The organism is Sinisalibacter aestuarii (assembly GCF_027923545.1).
GTDB classification, from domain to species: domain Bacteria; phylum Pseudomonadota; class Alphaproteobacteria; order Rhodobacterales; family Rhodobacteraceae; genus Sinisalibacter; species Sinisalibacter aestuarii.
In genome coordinates this window covers 26,410-45,879 of record NZ_BROH01000001.1, presented here as the reverse complement: position 1 = coordinate 45,879, position 19,470 = coordinate 26,410, and the positions used below count along the sequence as shown (strand labels likewise).

General features: G+C 66.4%; 21 protein-coding genes. 8 read left to right on the top strand and 13 right to left on the bottom strand.

Going from position 1 to position 19,470, the window contains the following annotated elements:
* Positions 1 to 4: 4 nt before the first annotated feature.
* Genes QMG28_RS00225 through ccoS form a run of 3 tightly spaced genes read left to right on the top strand, consistent with a single transcriptional unit; the run spans position 5 to position 2,857 of the window.
* Entirely contained in the window at positions 5 to 493 is a 489-nt protein-coding gene (locus QMG28_RS00225; protein WP_281840145.1) for a FixH family protein, read from the top strand.
* Positions 494 to 497: 4 nt separating this feature from the next.
* Positions 498 to 2,699 (top strand): heavy metal translocating P-type ATPase, encoded by a 2,202-nt coding sequence (locus QMG28_RS00220; RefSeq protein ID WP_281840144.1) that lies wholly within the window; start codon positions 498 to 500, stop codon positions 2,697 to 2,699.
* Positions 2,696 to 2,857, top strand: a complete 162-nt coding sequence (gene ccoS, locus QMG28_RS00215) for a cbb3-type cytochrome oxidase assembly protein CcoS (protein ID WP_281840143.1) — start codon at positions 2,696 to 2,698, stop codon at positions 2,855 to 2,857. The genes QMG28_RS00220 and ccoS overlap by 4 nt, the downstream gene beginning before the upstream one ends.
* A 16-nt stretch (positions 2,858 to 2,873) precedes the next feature.
* Here the strand turns inward: ccoS and QMG28_RS00210 are convergent, their stop codons facing one another.
* Together QMG28_RS00210 and QMG28_RS00205 are read right to left on the bottom strand one after the other, a co-directional pair.
* On the bottom strand, positions 2,874 to 3,278 hold the full coding sequence (locus QMG28_RS00210; RefSeq protein ID WP_281840142.1) for a helix-turn-helix transcriptional regulator: 405 nt from the start codon (positions 3,276 to 3,278) through the stop codon (positions 2,874 to 2,876).
* Between the two features lie 387 nt (positions 3,279 to 3,665).
* On the bottom strand, positions 3,666 to 4,286 hold the full coding sequence (locus tag QMG28_RS00205) for an arylesterase (RefSeq protein ID WP_434784404.1): 621 nt from the start codon (positions 4,284 to 4,286) through the stop codon (positions 3,666 to 3,668).
* Between the two features lie 61 nt (positions 4,287 to 4,347).
* Here QMG28_RS00205 and QMG28_RS00200 point away from each other — a divergent pair, with 61 nt between their 5' ends.
* On the top strand, positions 4,348 to 5,019 hold the full coding sequence (locus QMG28_RS00200) for an ABC transporter ATP-binding protein (RefSeq protein ID WP_281840141.1): 672 nt from the start codon (positions 4,348 to 4,350) through the stop codon (positions 5,017 to 5,019).
* A complete protein-coding gene (locus QMG28_RS00195; protein WP_281840140.1) occupies positions 5,016 to 7,544 on the top strand; it encodes an ABC transporter permease in 2,529 nt (842 codons plus the stop codon). The genes QMG28_RS00200 and QMG28_RS00195 overlap by 4 nt, the downstream gene beginning before the upstream one ends.
* A 4-nt stretch (positions 7,545 to 7,548) precedes the next feature.
* Here QMG28_RS00195 and QMG28_RS00190 read toward each other — a convergent pair whose 3' ends face one another.
* From QMG28_RS00190 to sdhC, 6 genes are all read right to left on the bottom strand, one after another.
* A complete protein-coding gene (locus QMG28_RS00190) occupies positions 7,549 to 7,968 on the bottom strand; it encodes a hypothetical protein (protein WP_281840139.1) in 420 nt (139 codons plus the stop codon).
* Positions 7,969 to 8,035: 67 nt separating this feature from the next.
* The gene (locus QMG28_RS00185; RefSeq protein ID WP_281840138.1) at positions 8,036 to 8,815 is read right to left on the bottom strand and encodes a succinate dehydrogenase iron-sulfur subunit; all 780 of its coding nucleotides are present in this window, start codon (positions 8,813 to 8,815) and stop codon (positions 8,036 to 8,038) included.
* A 61-nt stretch (positions 8,816 to 8,876) separates the two neighbouring features.
* Positions 8,877 to 9,728 (bottom strand): hypothetical protein, encoded by an 852-nt coding sequence (locus QMG28_RS00180; protein WP_281840137.1) that lies wholly within the window; start codon positions 9,726 to 9,728, stop codon positions 8,877 to 8,879.
* 6 nt (positions 9,729 to 9,734) lie between these two features.
* The gene (gene sdhA / locus QMG28_RS00175) at positions 9,735 to 11,540 is read right to left on the bottom strand and encodes a succinate dehydrogenase flavoprotein subunit (protein WP_281840136.1); all 1,806 of its coding nucleotides are present in this window, start codon (positions 11,538 to 11,540) and stop codon (positions 9,735 to 9,737) included.
* Positions 11,541 to 11,550: 10 nt separating this feature from the next.
* On the bottom strand, positions 11,551 to 11,928 hold the full coding sequence (gene sdhD, locus QMG28_RS00170; RefSeq protein WP_281840135.1) for a succinate dehydrogenase, hydrophobic membrane anchor protein: 378 nt from the start codon (positions 11,926 to 11,928) through the stop codon (positions 11,551 to 11,553).
* Between the two features lie 10 nt (positions 11,929 to 11,938).
* Positions 11,939 to 12,331 (bottom strand): succinate dehydrogenase, cytochrome b556 subunit, encoded by a 393-nt coding sequence (sdhC, locus tag QMG28_RS00165; RefSeq protein WP_281840134.1) that lies wholly within the window; start codon positions 12,329 to 12,331, stop codon positions 11,939 to 11,941.
* Between the two features lie 80 nt (positions 12,332 to 12,411).
* Between sdhC and QMG28_RS00160 the strand changes: the two genes are divergently transcribed.
* Positions 12,412 to 12,573: a hypothetical protein gene (locus QMG28_RS00160; RefSeq protein ID WP_281840133.1), complete on the top strand. Its 162-nt coding sequence runs from the start codon at positions 12,412 to 12,414 to the stop codon at positions 12,571 to 12,573.
* A 48-nt stretch (positions 12,574 to 12,621) separates the two neighbouring features.
* On the opposite strand, the gene QMG28_RS00155 is transcribed toward QMG28_RS00160, so the two are convergent.
* The 5 genes from QMG28_RS00155 to QMG28_RS00135 form a co-directional block, all read right to left on the bottom strand.
* Positions 12,622 to 13,434, bottom strand: coding sequence for a DUF4344 domain-containing metallopeptidase (locus QMG28_RS00155; protein WP_281840132.1), 813 nt, complete (start codon positions 13,432 to 13,434; stop codon positions 12,622 to 12,624).
* 7 nt (positions 13,435 to 13,441) lie between these two features.
* Positions 13,442 to 14,476, bottom strand: a complete 1,035-nt coding sequence (locus tag QMG28_RS00150; protein ID WP_281840131.1) for a MaoC family dehydratase — start codon at positions 14,474 to 14,476, stop codon at positions 13,442 to 13,444.
* 36 nt (positions 14,477 to 14,512) lie between these two features.
* Positions 14,513 to 15,073, bottom strand: a complete 561-nt coding sequence (locus QMG28_RS00145) for an NnrU family protein (protein WP_281840130.1) — start codon at positions 15,071 to 15,073, stop codon at positions 14,513 to 14,515.
* 2 nt (positions 15,074 to 15,075) lie between these two features.
* The gene (locus tag QMG28_RS00140; protein WP_281840129.1) at positions 15,076 to 15,933 is read right to left on the bottom strand and encodes an HpcH/HpaI aldolase/citrate lyase family protein; all 858 of its coding nucleotides are present in this window, start codon (positions 15,931 to 15,933) and stop codon (positions 15,076 to 15,078) included.
* A 160-nt stretch (positions 15,934 to 16,093) separates the two neighbouring features.
* The gene (locus tag QMG28_RS00135; protein WP_434784417.1) at positions 16,094 to 16,849 is read right to left on the bottom strand and encodes a sulfite exporter TauE/SafE family protein; all 756 of its coding nucleotides are present in this window, start codon (positions 16,847 to 16,849) and stop codon (positions 16,094 to 16,096) included.
* Between the two features lie 161 nt (positions 16,850 to 17,010).
* Between QMG28_RS00135 and mdh the strand changes: the two genes are divergently transcribed.
* Together mdh and sucC are read left to right on the top strand one after the other, a co-directional pair.
* Positions 17,011 to 17,973 (top strand): malate dehydrogenase, encoded by a 963-nt coding sequence (mdh, locus tag QMG28_RS00130; RefSeq protein ID WP_281840127.1) that lies wholly within the window; start codon positions 17,011 to 17,013, stop codon positions 17,971 to 17,973.
* 300 nt (positions 17,974 to 18,273) lie between these two features.
* A complete protein-coding gene (gene sucC, locus QMG28_RS00125; RefSeq protein WP_281840126.1) occupies positions 18,274 to 19,467 on the top strand; it encodes an ADP-forming succinate--CoA ligase subunit beta in 1,194 nt (397 codons plus the stop codon).
* The last annotated feature ends 3 nt before the right edge of the window (positions 19,468 to 19,470 follow it).

Sequence of the window (19,470 nt, the reverse complement as noted above, 5' to 3'; positions counted from 1 at the left end):
ACTCATGGCTGAACAAACGACCGATGGCGGCAAGCCGCTGACCGGGCGCAAGGTCTTCGCGATATTCGCGGGGGCTTTCGCGCTGATCATCGGGGTCAACATCTTCATGGCCTATTCGGCCGTCGGCACCTTTCCGGGGCTGGAGGTCGACAATTCCTACGTCGCCTCGCAGAGCTTCGATGCCGACCGCGCCGCGCAGGAAGCGCTGGGCTGGGACGTAAGCGCCGCATTCGAGGGTGAAGACGCGGTGGCGCTCACCATCATCGGCCCGAACGGCCAGCCGGCCCGGGTCGAGGCGATCGAGGGCACCATCGGCCGCGCCACCCAGCGCACCGACGATCAGGTGCTGACCTTCACCCGGAACGACCGGGGCGTTCATGTCGCTTCCATTACGCCGCTGGATGCGGGAAAGTGGGAGTTGCGCTTCTTCGCCACCGCCGCCAACGGCGTGACGTTCAAGCAGCGCATCGAGTTGATCATCTCCGAGGAGTAAGGCCATGGCCGCCCCGGTTTCCGCATGTCCGGCCTGCGACGCCGCGCATATCGCCGAAGATACGGCGGGCAAGGGCTATCGCGGCAACGGGCAGGAAGCCAGGCGGATCATGCTCAGCCTGCCCACGGCCCATTGCGCGGCCTGCATCGTCGGGGTGGAGCACGGTCTGGGAGATTTGCCCGGCGTCCGCTCGGCGCGGGTGAACCTGACCCTAAAACGCGCGACGGTCGAGGCCGACCCGGATGTCGAGCCGCAGGAGCTGGCCGATTATCTCACCTCCATCGGCTACGAAGCCTATGAGCTCGACTCGGGCGCGCTGACCACCACCGCCACCGACAAGAGCTCGCGCGATATCCTGATGCGCGTCGGCGTGGCCGGGTTCGGTATGATGAACGTCATGCTCCTCTCGGTGGCCGTCTGGTCCGGCGCGACGGATGCCACCCGCGATCTGTTCCACTGGGTCTCGGCGGCGATCTCTCTGCCGATCATCGCCTTCTCGGCCCAACCCTTCTTCAAGAATGCCTGGGCCGCGCTGCGGGTTGCCCGGCTCAACATGGATGTGCCGATCTCGCTGGCGATCCTGCTGGCGGCGGGCATGTCGCTGTATGAAACGGCCATGTCGGGGCGGCACGCCTATTTCGACGCGGCTCTGTCGCTCACGTTCTTCCTGCTCGCGGGCCGCTACCTCGATCACCGCACCCGCGCCGTGGCGCGCTCGGCGGCGGAGGAACTGGCGGCGCTGGAAGTGCCGCGCGCCCACCGGGTGCTGGCGGATGGCGGCGAGGAGGTCGTTTCGGTGGCCGAGATCGCCGTGGGCGACCTCGTGCGTGTCGTGCCCGGCGCCCGTGTGCCGGTGGACGGCATGGTGGAAGAGGGCGAGAGCGAGATCGACCGCTCGCTGCTGACGGGCGAGAGCCTGCCCGTCTTTGCCGGGCCGGGCGAGATGCTCAGCGCCGGCGAGGTGAACCTGACCGGCCCGCTCACCATGCGCGTGGCGGCGGCGGGCAAGGATACCTCGCTGCACCGGATGGCCGATCTCGTGGCGCTGGCCGAGACCAGCCGCAACAAATACACCTCGCTCGCCGACAAGGCCGCGCAGGTCTATGCCCCCGTGGTGCATTTGCTCGCGCTCTTCGCCTTTCTGGCATGGCTGTGGATCTCCGGCGGCGATGTACGCCTGTCGCTCAATATCGCCGTGGCGGTGCTGATCATCACCTGCCCCTGCGCGCTCGGCCTTGCGGTGCCGGCGGTGACCACCGCCGCTTCCGGCAAGCTGTTCCGGCAGGGGATGCTGCTCAAATCCGCCACCGCCACCGAGCGGCTGGCGCAGGTGGATCATGTGGTCTTCGACAAGACCGGCACGCTCACCGAGGGCAATCCGCAGCTCGACAATCTGGGTGATCACAGCGCCGACGATCTGGCCGTGGCGCTGGCCATGGCGCAGGGGTCGTCGCATCCGTTGGCCCGCGCCATTGCCACCACGGCTCTGGCCGAGGGTATCCGCGCCGCCCGGATCACCGATGTGAAAGAGATCCCCGGCCATGGCATCGAGGCGCTCTGGCAGGGGCAGGAGGTGCGGCTGGGCCGGGCCGAATGGCTGGGCGCGAAGGCGCTCGACCGCACGGCCACCTATCTGAAGATCGGCAAGCGCCCGGCAGTGGCCTTCACCTTCACCGACAATCTGCGCGACGGCGCCGCCGAAGCGGTGGCCGCGCTGAAGGCGCAGGGCATGGGGGTGACGCTGATCTCGGGCGATGCGCCCGCCGCGGTGCGTGATGTGGCCTTCCGCCTCGGGATCGAGGATTACCGGGCGGGGATGCTGCCGGAAGACAAGGTGCGCGCCGTCGAGGCGTTTGCGGAAGACGGGCGCAAGGTGCTGATGGTGGGCGACGGGCTGAACGATACCGCCGCGCTCGCCGCCGCCCATGTGTCGATCTCGCCCGCCACGGCGCTGGAAGCCACGCGCGTGGTGTCCGATATCGTGCTGCTGGGCCGCTCGCTCGCGCCGATCGGCGGCGCCGTGCGGCTCTCGCGCTCGGCCACCAAACGGATCAAGGAAAACTTCGGCATCGCTGCTGCCTATAACGCGATCGCGATCCCGATTGCGCTGGTCGGCCTCGCCACCCCGCTCGCGGCCGCCTTGGCGATGTCGTTCTCTTCGATTACGGTCTCGCTCAACGCATTGCGTCTGAGAGGCCCGAAATGAGCGTTCTCGTCTACCTGATCCCGATTTCGCTGTTTCTGGGGGGGCTTGGCCTCGCGGCGTTCTTCTGGTCGCTCAAATCGCACCAATATGACGATCCCGAGGGCGATGCGCATCGGATCCTGTCTGGCGAGTGGGACGACGCGCCGCCGGAAGATTAGCGCCCGACCGCGCCGCTCAGACGATCCCCAGATCCCGCGCGATCATTGCTGCATGGGTGCGGTTGCGCGCGCTGAGCTTTCGGATGATCGCGCGCACATGCATCTTCACCGTCACCTCCTGCACCTGGAAGCTGTGAGCGATTTCCTTGTTCTGGAGGCCATCGCAGATCCCCCGTAGCACCTGCAATTCACGCTCCGACAGCGTTTCGGCCCCCTCGTTGGTATCGAGCACCACCGGCGTGTCGAACAGGATGAAGCGCTGGTTGGCGGTGAGCAGCGCGATGCCCGAAAGGATCAGATCGCGCGAGGCATCGAGCGGGAGGACGCCCTGCGCCCCGGCCACCAGCGCCCGGCGGGCTTCCTCGAAGGTCGGTTTCTGGGCAAGAACGCCGAGTCGTCGGCGGCGCAGCAGGGGGCGCACAGTCCGGACACCCTTGGAGCCGGACAAGCCGGCGAGCCGCCAATCCAGCAGAACGATGTCGGCGCCCGGTCTGTCTCCGAGCCGCGCGAGAACACCACGTTCAGTGTGTTCGAAGACAAACGACGCCTTTGCCGTATCCACCGTCAAACGCTGGGCCAGTTTCCCGGCCATCGTTCGCGGTGCAGCAACCAAGACCTGTACCACGCTACAACCTCTCTGGGGCGTCGGCCAATGGCGTTCACCCAACTCTCAGTTGTTCGGTTTCGCATGGTTTTTGCGATGAACATACCTATCAATAGGGATAGGCGGTTGACGCAACGATACCGCTCTTCGTCGCACGCACCTCTCAGGGTTGAGGTGCGACCGGCGCCGGGGGGCGCTCGGCGGTCAGGGTTCCGCCTGTTCCACAAGGTCGAGCACGGCCGGACCCATCGCCTCGACGATGAGGGCAACGCCCTCCGGGTTGGGGTGGGTGGCGTCGGCCTGCAGGTAGTCGCGCAGCACCTCCTGCCGGTCGCCCAGATCGACGAGCGCTTGCAGAAATTGCGGATAGAGAGAGATGCCATGCGCTCCGGCAAGCGCGGGGTAGAGCGCGTCGAAGGCGGTTTTGTAGCTGTCGCCGAAATTGCCGGTGGCTTCCATCCCGACAAGCAGGGCGGGCAGGCCCCGGCTTTCGATCTCGGTCAGGATCGCATCGAGGTTGGCCTTGCTCTCCGCGGGCTCGATCCCGCGCAGCAGATCGTTGCCGCCAAGGGCCACCAGCACCGCATCCACCTCCGGGGTGAGCGACCAGGCGATCCGCGCCGCGCCGCCCGCCGTCGTGTCGCCCGAGACGCCGCCGTTGATCACCTTTACGTCAGCGCCATGATCGGTGAGCCAGCGCTGCAGTCTGGGCACGAAGCCCTCGTTCTGCGCCAGCCCGTAACCCTGGGTCAGCGAGTCGCCGAAGGCCAGCAGCGTCACCGGCTCGGCCATCGCGGGCAGGGTGATGAAAGGGAATATCAACAAAGCCTTGGATAGATTGCGAACAGGCCCATATGGCTTGAAGAGACGGATGAAGGACCGGGGAATGGCGGAGACGATCCTGGCGCTCGACGGGGCGCGGCTGGAACTGATGGGCAATGCCGGGCGGGTGGAGATCCTCAAGGGCATCACGCTCGACGTGGCGCGCGGCGAAACGCTGGGGCTTACGGGGCCGTCTGGCTCGGGCAAGTCGTCACTCCTCATGCTCATGGGCGGGCTTGAGCGCGCCACCGGCGGCCGGATCACCGCGCTTGGCCGCGATCTCGGCACGATGGGGGAAGACGCGCTGGCCCGCTTCCGCCGCGATCATATGGGGGTGGTGTTCCAGTCTTTCCACCTCATTCCCACCATGACGGCTCTGCAAAACGTCGCAACCCCGCTGGAACTGGCAGGCGCTGCGGATGCCTTCGAGCGCGCGGCGGAGGAACTGGCGGCAGTGGGGCTTGGCGGGCGGCTCGATCACTACCCGTCCGAAATGTCGGGCGGCGAGCAGCAGCGCGTGGCGCTGGCCCGCGCCGCCGTTGTCCGGCCCGATATTCTGCTGGCCGACGAGCCCACCGGCAATCTCGACGCCAGCAACGGCGCGGCGATCATGGATCTGCTCTTCGGCCTGCGCGACCGGCACGGCGCGACGCTGGTGCTCGTCACCCACGCCCCCGAGCTTGCGGAGCGCTGCGACAGGGTGCTGCATCTGGTCGATGGGCGGCTCGCGGCATGAGCCTTGGCGTCGCCATGCGGATTGCCCGGCGCGAACTGGGCGGCGGGCTGAAGGGCTTTCGCATCTTCCTGGCCTGCCTCGCCCTCGGCGTGGCGGCGATTGCCGCGGTGGGCACCGTGCGCGCCTCGATCGAGGCCGGGCTGGCGCGCGAAGGGGCGGTGCTGCTCGGCGGCGACGGGCGGGTGGAATACACCTACCGCCGCGCCACCGATGCCGAACGCGCCTATCTCGACAGCGTGGCCGAGATCGTCACCGAAGTGATCGACTTCCGCTCGATGGCGCAGCTCGATGACGGGTCCGACCGCGCGCTCACTCAGGTCAAGGCGGTGGACGGGGCATGGCCGATCTACGGTGCGCCGGTCTTCGACCCGCCGATGGCGACGGACACGCTCTTTGCCGGGCAGGGCGGGCTGCCCGGCGCCGCGATGAGCCCGCTTCTGATTGACCGGCTGGAACTTGCGCCGGGCGACAGGTTCAGGCTGGGCGATCAGGATTTCGTGCTGATGGCCGCGCTCGTCTCGGTGCCCGACAATGCCTCTGCGGGCTTCGGTTTCGGCCCGCCCACGCTGGTGCGCAGCGCCGATCTTGCCGCATCGGGGCTGATCCGCGAGGGCACGCTGTTCAACGCCGAATACCGGCTGAAACTGCCACCGGGCGCCGATCTCGACGCGGTGCAGGCGGGGGTGCAGGAGGCGCTGGCCGAAGGCGCCCCGCGCTGGCGCGATGCGCGCAACGGCACGCCGGGGGTGAGCAATGCGGTCGAGCGGCTCGGGCGCTTCCTTGTGCTCGTCGGCCTCGCCGGGCTGGCGGTGGGTGGCGTGGGCATCTCGGCGGCGGTGCGTGCCTATCTCGATGAAAAGACCGAGACCATCGCCACGCTCAAGGTGCTGGGCGCGGCGCGGGGCACGATCTTTGCCATCTACGCGATGCAGATCGGTGTGCTGACGGCGCTTGGCATCGTGATCGGGCTGGTGATTGGGGCCGGGTTGCCGCTCGCCTTCGCACCGATGATCTCGGCCGCGCTGCCGGTGCCCGTCGAACTTGGCGCAGAACCCGGCCCGCTGGTCGAGGCCGCGCTTTACGGCGCGCTGGCGGCGGCGCTTTTCACACTCTGGCCGCTGGCCCGGGCACAGGATATCCGCGTGGCCGCGCTCTACCGCGACGCGGCCACCGGGCTCAGCCGCTGGCCGCGCCCGACAATCCTGCTGGCGACGGTGCTGCTGCTGGCGGCGCTGGTCGGCCTGGCCGCGCTGTTCTCTGGCACCCCCACGATCACCCTTGCGGCGGCGGGGGGCATCTTCGGCGCCTTCCTGCTCCTGGTACTGGCGGGCTGGGCGGTGCGCAGGTTTGCCCGCTGGGCCGCCGGGCGGCGCGGGCTGCGCGGCCGGCCCACCCTGCGCATGGCGCTCGCCTCGGTGGGCGGGCCGGGGAACGATGCGGCCTCGGTGGTGCTCTCGCTCGGCCTCGGCCTGTCGGTCCTCGCCGCTGTCGGGCAGATCGACAACAACCTGCGCGGCGCGATCCAGCGCGAGTTGCCGAGCGTCGCGCCGAGCTTCTTCGTGGTCGATATCCAGCCCGACCAGATCGACGCCCTGCGCACCCGTGTCGAGGGCGATCCCGGCGTCAGCCGGATGGACACCGCCCCGATGCTGCGCGGCATCATCACCACGATCAACGGCCAGCCGGCGCAGGAGGTGGCGGGCGATCACTGGGTGGTGCGCGGCGACCGGGGGGTGACCTATTCGGAGGCGCTGCCGGACCGCACCACGCTGACCGAGGGCGAATGGTGGCCGGAGGGCTATGCCGGTGCGCCGCTGATCAGCTTTTCGGCCAACGAGGCGGCAGAGATCGGCCTGAGGATCGGCGATGAGATGGGGGTGAACATTCTCGGGCGCGAGATCACCGGCACGGTGGCGAGCTTCCGCGCCGTCGATTTCACCAATGCGGGGATGGGCTTCACCATCGCCATGAACCCTTCGGCGCTGGCCGGTGCGCCGCATAGCTGGATCGCCACCATCTATGCCGGGCAGGATGCGGAGGCGGCCCTGATGCGCGATCTGTCGCGGACCTGGCCAAATATCACCGTGATCTCCGTGCGCGATGCCATTGGCGCGGTGACCGGGCTGATGGGGCAGGTGGCCGCCGCGATCACTTATGGCGCGCTGATCACGCTGGTGACCGGCGCGGTGGTGCTGATCGGCGCGGCGGCGGCGGGCGAGCGTGCGCGCACTTATGAGGCGGCGGTGCTGAAAACGCTGGGCGCGCCGCGCGCCATCGTGCTTGCCAATTTCGCCCTGCGCTCGGCCACGCTCGGGGCGGCGGCGGGGCTGGTGGCGGTGTTTGCGGGCGGGATCGCCGGCTGGGCCGTCTCGCGCTACGTGATGGAAACCGAGTTCGCCTTCGATCCCGGCTCGGCGCTGCTGATCGTGCTGGGCGGCGTGGCGGTGACCATGCTGGCCGGCCTCGCCTTCGCCTGGCGCCCGCTCTCGGCCAGCCCGGCGGGGGTGCTGCGGGCGCGGGAATAGCGCGCTACCGCAATTCCGTGCGGATCACCAGTTTCAGCCCTGACCAGATCGCATCCACGGCGCAGACCTTCACATCGACGAGCGGGCCCTCCAGCGCCAGCCCGCGCACCACGTCTTCCGTCACGTCGGTGGGCAGTTTCGCGGCCTTCTTCGGCCAACTCACCCAGATCATCCCGTCGCGGGCGAGGCGGCCAAGGGCGGTGTCGAGGTCGCTCTCCAGCATCGCCCGGCTCATGGTGAAAACATGGATCATGTCGAACGGGCCGGGCGCGAGATCGCGGCAGCGGGCGACGAGATCGGACCGGGCGAAGCTGCGCGAAAGCGGCAATGCGCTGAGCGACGCGGGCAGGCCGACCCAGCCCGCGCGCTGGCCATGCTGCAGCCCGAGCTTGTCGGCAAGGGGCTTGCCGGAATACCCTGCCATGATGCCTCCCGCGAAATGAAAAAGCCCGGCAAGGGTTGCCGGGCTTTGCAATCAGGTCAAGCGCGGATCACAGGGTGCGCGCCACATGCATTTTCTTGATCTCGGCAATCGCCTTGGCCGGGTTCAGCCCTTTCGGGCAGGTCTGGGCGCAGTTCATGATCGTATGGCAGCGGTAGACCTTGAACGGATCTTCCAGATCGTCGAGCCGCTCGCCGGTGGCCTCGTCGCGCGAATCGATGATCCAGCGATAGGCATGCAAGAGCGTGGCGGGGCCGAGGTAGCGGTCGGAGTTCCACCAATAGCTCGGGCAGGAGGTCGAGCAGGAGGCGCACATCACGCATTCATAAAGCCCGTCGAGCTTTTTGCGGTCTTCGATCGACTGCTTCCATTCCTTCTCGGGCACTGAAGACTTGGTTTCCAGCCATGGTTTGATCGAGGCGTGCTGGGCGTAGAAATGGGTGAGGTCGGGCACCAGATCCTTCACCACCGGCATATGCGGCAGCGGGTAGATCTTCACGTCACCCCGCACCTCGTCGATGCCGTAGATGCAGGCAAGGTGGTTCTGCCCGTCGATGTTCATCGCACAGGAGCCGCAGATGCCTTCGCGGCAGGAGCGGCGGAAGGTGAGCGTGGGGTCGATCTCGTTCTTGATCTTGATCAGCGCGTCCAGAACCATCGGCCCACAGCTGTCGAGATCGACGAAATAGGTGTCGACCCTGGGGTTCTCGCCATCGTCCGGGTTGAAGCGGTAGATCAGAAACTTCTTGAGGCGCTTGGCGCCATCAGGCTTGGGCCAGGTCTTGCCCGTGCGGATCTTGGAGTTCTTCGGAAGGGTCAGTTGAACCATGTCGCTACCTTTCGATCCTGTGCCGGGGCGGGCTGGCCGCCGGGGCTGCGTTTGATGCGGGTCATGTCCGGGCCTCGCGGGATTGGGCGCGGTCCGGGTCGGGCGCAAAGAGCGCCGGGTTGTTCATAACGAGCCTCATCACCTTCATGCGCGGGCCGGGGGCGAGCCCGGTTTCGTTCACCAGGCGCATGAATTCGAGCGCGCCGGGGGCGAGGCTCTCGTTCGGGCGATGTGCGATCGGGTCGAGCGCGGCCAGCGTGGCGGCGTCGAGACCGGCCAGCGTGAGAAGCTGCTGGCCGGGGCGAAGCTGGTCGGCCTCGTCTTCAAGGCGGAAACGGGTAAACCGGCTCGCCCCGATCTGGGCGGCGATCCGCGCGGAAAGCCCCTCCCAGGTGCCGCATTCGGCGGTTTCGGTCAGGAAAGCCTCGAACGAGCGGGGATAGCCATCTGTCTTGACCGACTGGTTGTAGGCGCTTCTTTTCCAGGCCGCCATGTCGCGGGTGTAGAGCACGTAATGCGGCACCAGCGGCGCAAGATGCGCGTCGAGCAGCGCGAGCAGCTGCCCGATCATCGGATAGAGCGTTGTCACGCCGGGATTGCCGAGCATCGCGCCCGGCAGGTTCTCATGGCTGACGAGCACGGGGCGATCATCGGCAAGGATCTCGTCGCGCAACTCGCGGATGCAGGCGACAAACGCGGCCTCGCGCTCCGGGGTCGGCTCCAGCGAGTAATCCACCGCCGCCCGGCCCATGCGCTGGGTGGGCGTGCCCTGACGCGGCGTGCGCACCATCAGATGCGGCGCCAGCGCCTCCTCATTGCGTTTGAGGAAGTGGTGCAGGGCGGTCGACGCGGTTTTCTGCACGCCAAGGTGCAGGATCACGCGCCGATCGGTTATGCCCGTGCTCGCGGCCATCGTCGCTCAGAAGGTCCGGGCCTTGGGCGCGATCTTGGCGAGGCTGATGCCGCCTTCGGCTTCGGTCGTCAGCGGATCGAGCACCACCGGCCGATAGCTGAGCTCGGCCTTGTTGCCTTCGACACGGCTGATCGTGTGCACGCGCCAATTGTCGTCGTCGCGGGTCGGGTAATCCTCATGCGCGTGGGCGCCCCGGCTCTCGTGCCGCGCCTCGGCGCCGGTGATCGTGGCCAGCGCGTTGGGCATGAGGTTGGTGAGCTCAAGGGTTTCCATCAGGTCGGAGTTCCAGACCAGCGACCGGTCGGTGACGTGCAGATCGCCAAGCTTGGCGGCAACGCCCTCCATCAGCTCGACGCCCTCTTTCAACACATCGGCGGTGCGGAACACGGCGGCATGGGCCTGCATCGTGCGCTGCATCTCAAGGCGCAATTCGGCCGTCGGGGTGCCGCCGGTGGCATGGCGCAGCCCGTCGAACCGCTCGAACGCCTTGTCGACGCTGGCCAGATTGACCGGCGCGTTGGGCTTGCCCGGCTCGATGATCTGGCCCGCACGGATCGCCGAGGCGCGGCCGAAGACCACGAGGTCGATCAGCGAGTTGGAGCCGAGGCGGTTGGCCCCGTGCACGCTCGCGCAGCCCGCCTCGCCCACGGCCATCAGGCCCGGTACCACGGCGTTGGGATCGTCGGCGGTCGGGTTCAGCGCCTCGCCCCAGTAATTCGTCGGGATGCCGCCCATGTTGTAATGCACGGTGGGCAGAACCGGGATCGGCTCCTTGGTCACGTCGACGCCAGCGAAGATCTTGGCGCTTTCCGAAATGCCGGGCAGGCGCTCGGCCAGCGCTTCGGCGGGCAGGTGCGACAGGTTGAGGTGGATGTGATCGCCATGCGCGCCCACACCCCGGCCCTCGCGGATTTCCATCGTCATGCAGCGCGAGACGTAATCGCGCGGGGCGAGGTCTTTGTAATGCGGCGCATAGCGCTCCATGAAGCGCTCGCCCTCGGCATTGGTCAGGTAGCCGCCCTCGCCGCGCGCGCCTTCGGTGATCAGGCAGCCCGCGCCATAGATGCCGGTGGGGTGGAATTGCACGAACTCCATGTCCTGCAACGGCAGGCCCGCGCGTGCCACCATGCCGCCGCCGTCGCCGGTGCAGGTATGGGCCGAGGTGGCCGAGAAATAGGCCCGGCCATAGCCGCCGGTGGCCAGCACCACCATCTTGGCCGAGAACAGGTGGAAGGTGCCGTCATCGAGCTTCCAGCACAGCACGCCCTGCACCGCGCCGTCGTCCGACATGATCAGGTCGATGGCGAAATATTCGATGTAGAATTCAGCGTTGTTTTTCAGCGACTGGCCGTAGAGCGTGTGCAGGATGGCGTGGCCGGTGCGGTCGGCGGCGGCGCAGGTGCGCTGCACCGGCGGGCCATCGCCGAATTCGGTGGTGTGGCCGCCGAAGGGGCGCTGGTAGATCTTGCCCTCCTCGGTGCGGCTGAAGGGCACGCCGTAATGCTCAAGCTCGTAGACGGCCTTCGGCGCCTCGCGGGCCAGGTATTCCATCGCGTCGGTATCGCCGAGCCAGTCGGACCCCTTCACGGTGTCGTACATGTGCCATTGCCAGTTGTCGGGGCCCATGTTGCCGAGCGAGGCGGCAATACCGCCCTGCGCCGCGACCGTGTGCGAGCGGGTCGGGAAGACCTTGGTGACGTTGGCGGTGCGCAGCCCCTGCTCGGCCATGCCAAGGGTGGCGCGCAGGCCAGCACCGCCGGCGCCGACCACGACCACGTCGTATTCATGGGTTTCGTATTCGTAAGCAGCCATGTGGGGTACCTCAGCCGGTGAAGGCGATTTTCAGGATGGCGAACACGCCGATCAGGGCGAAGAGCGCGGAGAGCAGGCGCGTGGTGATGATCAGCACGATCTCCCAGCGGCCGTGCACGTAATCCTCGATCACCACCTGCAGGCCCTGGAAGAAATGCAGGAAGGCGGTGACGAAGAAGGCGACGGCGATGGTGGCGTTCACCGGATGGGCATAGGCCGCGTGCACGGCCTCGTAACTGTCGCCCATGTTGTAGGCGAGCGGGAAGATGAACAGCGGGGCCAGCACGACGAGGGCGATGGCGCTCACGCGCTGCTCCCAGAAATGCTGAACGCCGGACCGGGCAGAGCCGAGGCCGGTGGCGCGTTTGCGGTCGGTCATGTAACGCATATCGTTCTCCTTACACCGCGACGGCGACCCAGATGGTGACCAGCGTGAGGATCACCATGAAGACAAGGCCGATGAGCGCCGTGCGCCGCACGCGCTTCTGGCCGAAGGACGAGCCGGTATCCCACACCAGGTGGCGCAGCCCGTTCACGAAGTGGAACCACAGCGACACCGCACCGCCGAAGAGCACCAGCCAGCCGAGCCAGGAGGTCATCAGCCAATTCGCCTTGGCGAAGGCTTCGGGCGACCAGGCAAGGGCGAAAAACCACAGCGCGACGAAGGCGATAACCACGCCGATGGCGACGCCCGTGACCCGATGGAAGATCGACATCCCCATATTGATCGGCCATTTGTAAATCTGGAGATGCGGCGAAAGCGGGCGGTTGCCCTGTTCCACGTCGGCCATGACATGCCCTCTCGAACTGTTGGCGGTTCTGCACATGCATAATCAAATTCATCCCGGTGTCACGCCCCGAGGGCGCGAAAATGTCGCATGTGAGCGGAAACGGGAGCGGATTTTTCATTTTTGTGATCACAACAAGCAGCGCCGTGATCACGATTGAAATGGGCTGCGCGCTGCAGCGGTTGGGCGGAACCCGGAATGCCGGTTTTCCGGAAATCCGGATAACTGGAAATCTCGATATTTGAATATGTTGCGCAACGGCTGTGCAGCCGCGGCATGCGAAGCCGGTTCGGCTATCGGGCCAGCGCGGCGAGGTGCTCTGCCATCTCGGTGCAGATGATGATCTCGCGCGGGCCCGGGTCGTAGAAGGCATTGACCTCGCCGCAGGGGATCACGCTCACGGCGACCTCCTCCGGCAGCGACATGATCGAGTTCAGCCGGTCCACCTCGGCGGCGACGTAACGGGTTACGGGGCTGGATTCGTCGAGCATCCAGTCCATCTTCAGCGAGGCGCCGGGCGCCCCGGCGGCGATGCGGTCGAGCACCTGGCCCCAGGCGCGGGCCGTCAGGGCATATTCGTCTTCGCAGGTATCGGCGCGCGCGTCCGGCAGGCCAAGCTCTTCGGCCAGGTCGGCGCGGGCATCGGGGTTCGCCCCATACATCAGGCAGGCGAGGTTGTAGTAGCGCTGGCGGTCGGAGCCGTGCACATCCCACATCACCGGGGTATCGCCGGCGGTGCGTTCCTTCACTGCCCCCGCATCATAGGCGGCAGCCACATCATAGGCCATGCGCACCACCGTATCTTCGTCATGCATCCGGTTCATCATCACCACGGCAAAGAGATCGACGGCGAATTCTTCCGGCCCGAAGACCGGCAGCTCCAGCACGTCGATCAGCATATGGCCGAGCTCGTGATAAAGCGTTTCCGCGATGTTCGATTCGACGAAGCGCTGCACCGGATCTTCGCGGTGGCCGGTGCCGGTCACTCGTCCGGGGCTGGCGCTGCCGCTGTCGTTGCGGTTGGCGACATAATCGTCCTTGGTGCCGCCGGCTTCGGCGGGCAGGGCCAGCATGGCGGCGAGAAGAAGGGGCAGGGCGCGGCGCATGGCCCGATCACATCGGCATCAGCGCCCAGTAGTCAAGGTCGAGCAGCACTTCGGGAAGGTATTTGCCATCGTCGCCCCGGAGCGCGAAGGCCGGCGCGCCATGCTTCACCGCCACCAGCCGGAGCCGGATCGCGCCGACGCCGGGATGGGTCGTCTCGGCCTTGTCGAGCACTTCCGACCAGGCGCGCACGGTATCGCCGGTGAAGCAGGGATTGGCATGGGCGCCCGCATTCAGCCCGACGATCATCTGCGCATTGGCGAGCCCGTTGAAGCTGAGGCTCCGCGCAAGGCTGATGATATGGCCGCCATAGATCAGCCGCTTGCCATCGGGCCGGTTGGTAGCGTCGAAATGTACCTTGGCGGTGTTCTGCCACAGCCGGGTGGCCATCATGTGCTCGGCTTCCTCGATGGTCACGCCATCGACATGGTCGATCCTCTCGCCGATCTCGTAATCGCCCCAGCGGTGGCGTTCGCCGGCAAGGGTGAAATCGTAGCGGGCGAAGTCGAGCCCCTCCGGGATCACAAGGTCTTGCGCCGCCAGCACCGGCTTGAGATCGGGCACGAGCGTATCCGGTGCGGCGGCGTCGGGATCGCGCTTCCTCACCATCACCCAGCGGATATAGTCGAGCACCGCCTCGTCGTCCTGATTGTAGCCGCGGGTGCGCACCCAGACCACGCCGGACTTGCCGTTGGAGTTTTGCTTAAGCCCGATCACCTGGCTTTCGGCGCGCAGCGTATCGCCGGGCCAGACCGGCTTCAGCCAGCGCCCTTCGGCATAGCCGAGATTGGCCACCGCGTTCAGCGAGATATCGGGCACGGTCTTGCCGAAGACGATGTGGAAGGCCACGAGGTCGTCGATCGGGCTGGCGTCGAGGCCGCAATCGCGGGCGAACTCGTCGGACGAATAGAGCGCGTGGCGGGCCGGATAGAGCGCGTGATAGAGCGCCCGCTCGCCGCCCGCGACGGTGCGCGGCACCGCGTGGGCGATCACCTCGCCAATGCGGTAATCCTCAAAGAAACGGCCCGAATTGGTCTTCGCCATCGCTGCTCTCCAGTTATATGTTCGTGCTCTGCCGGGTCAGGAATAGGTGCCCTGGAAGGGGTTGTGCCCAAGCCAGATATGGATGCCGGAAATGATCGCGTAGAGCACCACGGCGCCCACCGCCGCCTTCACGTCGTTCATCGCCGGTCCGCGCGCCGGACGTTGCCACGGCACCGCGCGCGAGATCAGCGCCATCGACATAAGCGCATAGGCGGTCATCCCGCCGAACAGCACCACCGAGGCGAGATCGCCGTTCACCAGCAGATGCGCCACCGCCCAGATCAGCACGCCGGTAAGCATGTTGTGGCGCACTTTGGTGGCCACCACCCCCGGTTTCATCCCGCCCACGCCGAAGAAGAACAGCGAGACGAGCATCAGCAGGTTGTTGAGATGCCCCGTGCCGGGCAGCGGGGCGTAGAGCGGCACGGTCTCCGCCCCCCGGTAGCCGATCACCATCAGCACGATCCCGGCGAGCGACAGGAGGCTGACCAGCCCCTTGCCCCGGTTCTCGCCAAGCGCCGCCCGCAGGCCGGGCGCGATCCGTTTCAGCGTGTGAGACAGCACCCACAGCAAGAGGCCGATGATGAGCAGCGTCATGTTCAGCTCCCTTCGAGCGCGGCGATGGCTTCGGCCTTGCCGATCAGCGCCTTGGCGGTCACGATATGCAGGTTCTCCACGATCTTGCCGTCGACCACCGCCACACCCTGCCCGGCGGCCTCCGCCTCTTCGAAGGCCGCGATCTGGCGGCGGGCGAGATCAAGGTCGTCGTCCGAGGGCGCGAAGGCCTTGTTGGCGATCTCGATCTGCGCCGGGTGGATCAGCGTCTTGCCGTCGAAGCCGAGCCGGCGGCCCTGATCGCATTCGTTCCAGAGCCCTTCATCGTCCTTGAAGGCATTATACACGCCGTCGACGATGGGCACACCATCGGCGCGGGCGGCGATCACGCTGAGCTGCAATGCGGTCTGAATCTCGGCGCGGTCGGGCGCCGGCTGCGCGCCCAGCTCTTTGATCAGGTCGTTCGTGCCCATCACGATGCCGGCAAGGCGCGGATGGGCGGCGATTTCCTTGGCGTTGAGCACGCCCGATGCCGTCTCCATCATCGCCCAGATCGCCACGTCCGACATCATGTCGGCCAGCGTCTCGATATCATAGGCGGAATTGACCTTTGGCAGCAGGATGCCGTCGACCTCGGCACCGCGGAAGGCCTGGATATCGGCATTGCCCCAGGGCGTGTCGAAGCCGTTGATCCGCACCAGCCTGGCCCGGTTGCCATAGCCGCCCTTGTCGAGCTCCGCGCGCAGCGTCACGCGCGCCTCGTCCTTCGCGTCGGGCGCCACGGCGTCTTCGAGGTCGAAGATGATGGCGTCGGCGGGCAGGCTTCTGGCCTTGTCCAGCGCCCGCTCCTTCGAGCCGGGGATGTACAGCACCGACCGGAAGGGGCGCATCGACTGGGTCATGATTCTCTCCGTGCAGCAATTTTGTTGCGCAAGGGATCATAGGCGCGCACGATTGGGCAAGCGAAAAATGCCGCAGCGCAGCGGCGGCGGGCCAATGCCGGGTGCGTTCAAGCCTGCGCCTTCATCCCCTGAAGGCGGCGGGGGCCGCTCGCCCGGGCGTTCAACTCAGCGCGTCCCAGATCAGCTTCGTGCCGGTGGCGAGCAGCATCACATAGGTCAGCCCGAAAAAGAACTTCTCCGACACGGCCTTGTGCGCCTGCACCCCGAGCCAGACGCCGAGAAAGGCGACCGGCGCGAGCAGCAGATCGGCCAGCAATGTCTGCGCCGTGAAGATGCCGAGAAAGGCATAGGGCACCGCCTTCACCGCGTTGACCACCCAGAAGATGATCACCGTGGTGGATTGATAGGTGAGCTTGTCGAGCCCGCGCGAGAGCAGGAAGATCGCCGAGGGCGGCCCGCCCGCATGGCTGATGAAGCTGGTGAACCCGGCGACGAACCCGGCAATCCGCCCCGCCCCGAGCGAGAGGCGATGCGCTTCCGGACGGTACAGGCCGAGCTGGCGCACCATCTGCCAGCCGACAAACAGAACCGACATCGCGCCGATCAGCAGCCGGAAGACATCCGGATCGGTGTAGGAATAGATCGCCGAGGCGAGCGCGACACCGGGGATCGAGCCGATGATCATCGCCGTGGCCGCGGGGGCATCCCATTTCTTCCAATAGGGTTTCAGCGCGGCCACATCCATCATCATCAGGAGCGGCAGCATCAGGCCGATGGCTTGCCCCGGCTCAAGAATCAGCGCCAGCAGCGGCGTCGAGGCAAAGGCGGCCCCGCCGGCGAACCCACCCTTGGAGAATCCGGAGAAGATCACGGCGGGGATCGCCACGGCGAAGAATGTGAGATCGAGTTCCATGATCCAATGCGCCCTCAAAGCCCCTCAATTGAACGTGCTTTAGCGGTATCGGGCGGCACATGCCAGCCCGGCCGGGGCCGATGCCGCGCCGCGGCGGGCTTGCGAAAGAGGTGCGACAGGTTTACCCACGCGGGCGAAACCAACCAGACCTGGAGACAGTTTTCATGGCTCGACCCAAGATTGCCCTCATCGGCGCAGGCCAGATCGGCGGCACCCTCGCCCATCTCGCCGCGATCAAGGAACTCGGTGACGTCGTGTTGTTCGACATTGCCGAAGGCACCCCTCAGGGCAAGGCGCTCGACATCGCCGAAAGCGGCCCCGTCGAAGGCTTCGACGCGGCGCTCAGGGGCACCAACGATTACGCCGACATCGCCGGCGCCGATGTGTGCATCGTCACCGCCGGTGTGCCGCGCAAGCCCGGCATGAGCCGTGACGATCTGCTCGGCATCAACCTCAAGGTGATGAAATCGGTCGGCGAAGGCATCAAGGCCCATGCCCCCGATGCTTTCGTGATCTGCATCACCAACCCGCTCGACGCGATGGTCTGGGCGCTGCAGCAATATTCGGGCCTGCCCGCCGGCAAGGTTGTCGGCATGGCCGGCGTGCTCGACGCCGCCCGTTTCCGCCACTTCCTCTCGCTCGAATTCGATGTGTCGATGAAGGACGTTACCGCCTTCGTGCTTGGCGGCCACGGCGATACGATGGTGCCGCTCACCCGTTACTCGACCGTTGCCGGCATCCCGCTGCCCGACCTCGTGGAAATGGGCTGGACCACCCAGGACAAGCTCGACGCGATCGTTCAGCGCACCCGTGACGGCGGCGCCGAGATCGTCGGCCTGCTGAAAACCGGCTCGGCCTTCTACGCCCCGGCCGCCTCAGCCATCGAGATGGCCGAAGCCTACCTGAAAGACCAGAAGCGCCTGCTGCCCTGCGCGGCCTGGGTCGACGGGGCGCTGGGCCTGAACGGGATCTATGTGGGTGTGCCCACGATCATCGGCGCCGGCGGCATCGAGCGCGTGGTCGACATCAATCTGCGCAAGGACGAGCAGGAGATGTTCGACAAATCGGTCGACGCGGTGAAGGGCCTTGTGGAAGCCTGCAAGGGCATCGACCCGGCGCTTGCCTGATCCTCGCTGACGAGACATTCGGGCCCTCCGGCACAACCGGGGGGCCTGTTCTTTTGGCCCGGCCGCCGCCCGACCGCCCCGGCCCGGTTTCACGGCGAAGCACCCCGTTCACATTGGGCGAAACGCCGACTCACCGCTGCGACAGGGTGCCGCGATTCATGTTTGTGATCACATAATTTGATGCCGTGATCACATAAGCGGGAAAATCCGGCGCATTTTCGCGAACCACGCAGAAAACCGTTTCCCGCGCAGGGGAGACGTGCATATGTCCCGCCAATCGCAAGCAGACGGGATAGGTTCATGAACATCCATGAATACCAGGCGAAGGCCCTCCTTCGCAGCTACGGCGCACCGGTTTCCGACGGCCGTGTCGTTCTCAAGGCCGACGAAGCCAAGACCAAGGCGAGCGAGCTCGACGGCCCGCTCTGGGTGGTCAAGGCCCAGATCCATGCCGGCGGCCGCGGCAAAGGCCACTTCAAGGAAGCCGAAGCCGGTGAAAAGGGCGGTGTGCGCCTGGCCAAATCGGTCGAGGAAGCCGCCGAGGAAGCCAAGAAGATGCTCGGCCGCACGCTGGTGACACACCAGACCGGCCCGGCCGGCAAGCAGGTCAACCGCATCTATATCGAAGACGGCTCCGGCATCCAGCGCGAGCTTTATCTCGCCCTGCTGGTCGACCGTCAGACCAGCCGCATCAGCTTCGTCTGCTCGACCGAAGGCGGGATGGATATCGAAGAGGTCGCCGCCAAGACGCCTGAAAAGATCCTGTCGTTCAGCGTCGATCCGGCCACCGGCTACCAGGGCTTCCACGGCCGCCGCATCGCCTTTGCGCTGGGCCTCGAAGGCCAGCAGGTGAAGCAATGCGTGAGCCTGATGGGCACGCTCTACAAAGTCTTCACCGACAAGGACATGGAGATGCTCGAGATCAACCCGCTGATCGTGACCGATACGGGCGATCTGAAGGTGCTCGACGCCAAGTTCGGCTTCGACGGCAACGCGGTCTACCGCCACCCCGACATTGCCGAGCTGCGCGACACCACCGAGGAAGACCCGAAAGAGCTGGAAGCCTCGAAATACGACCTCAACTACATCGCCCTCGACGGTGAGATCGGCTGCATGGTCAACGGCGCCGGCCTTGCCATGGCGACGATGGACATCATCAAGCTCTACGGCGCGGAGCCTGCCAACTTCCTCGACGTGGGCGGCGGCGCGACCAAGGAGAAGGTGACCGAAGCCTTCAAGATCATCACCTCCGACCCGAACGTGAAGGGCATCCTGGTGAACATCTTCGGCGGCATCATGCGCTGCGACATCATCGCCGACGGCGTGATTGCCGCGGTGAAGGAAGTCGGCCTGCAGGTTCCGCTGGTGGTGCGCCTCGAAGGCACCAACGTGGAAGAGGGCAAGGCGCTGATCAACAATTCGGGCCTCGACGTGATCGCCGCCGACGACCTCAAGGACGGCGCGCAGAAGATCGTGAAAGCGGTGAAAGGCTGACCG